This window comes from Escherichia sp. Lx600-2, assembly GCF_036662595.1.
Lineage (GTDB): Bacteria > Pseudomonadota > Gammaproteobacteria > Enterobacterales > Enterobacteriaceae > Escherichia > Escherichia coli.
On sequence record NZ_JAYQWM010000253.1, the window covers coordinates 1 to 609 of the forward strand.

Genomic DNA, 609 nt, shown 5'->3' on the forward strand with positions numbered 1-609 from the left:
TAACCGCCTGCTCACCGGAGAAAAAAACCAACATGCTGCCCGCCAATATTTGGGGCTTTAACCATGTGAAAGACACTGCTGTTAATTGGTACACCGTCAATGGCGCCCGAGGGCGAGGGGCAGTCGGTGTCTGCTGTGTTATGGTGCCCGAAAAATGGACACCCAACCAAACCGTGGTCGTGGAATGGGAGGTTGATCCTGATGCTTATGGTAAATCGCCCCCTATGGGAACTAAAGAATTTAGTGATTTCGTTAAAAAACACAAAGCCAATTATCGCCACTACCGCAAGGTGGTGCCCATCCCCCAATATGATGACGCCTGTGATGTCAAAGTGCATTTTTTACCCTGCCAAGAGGTGAAAATCACCTTGTCGTGTTTGGCTGTTTCTCACCCTGACTACCCTATTCAAGAACCAAGTTTTATGGAGGAGCCTGCCGAATGCCCTACCAACGCAGCCACACCACTTGCTCAGTGAGGTTAGGATGAAAAAAATATCTCTTATCGGTACCGTTTTAATTGTGTTACTGGCCTTAACCGCCTGCTCACCGGAGAAAAAAACCAACATGCTGCCCGCCAATATTTGGGGCTTTAACCATGTGAAAGACACT

At 48.1% G+C, this 609-nt stretch carries 1 protein-coding gene; it reads left to right on the top strand.

Going from position 1 to position 609, the window contains the following annotated elements; genetic code table 11:
* On the top strand, window positions 1–476 hold a 476-nt coding region (locus tag OQV04_RS24845; protein WP_332643258.1), incomplete at its 5' end, for a DUF3304 domain-containing protein.
* Window positions 477–609 lie beyond the last annotated feature (133 nt).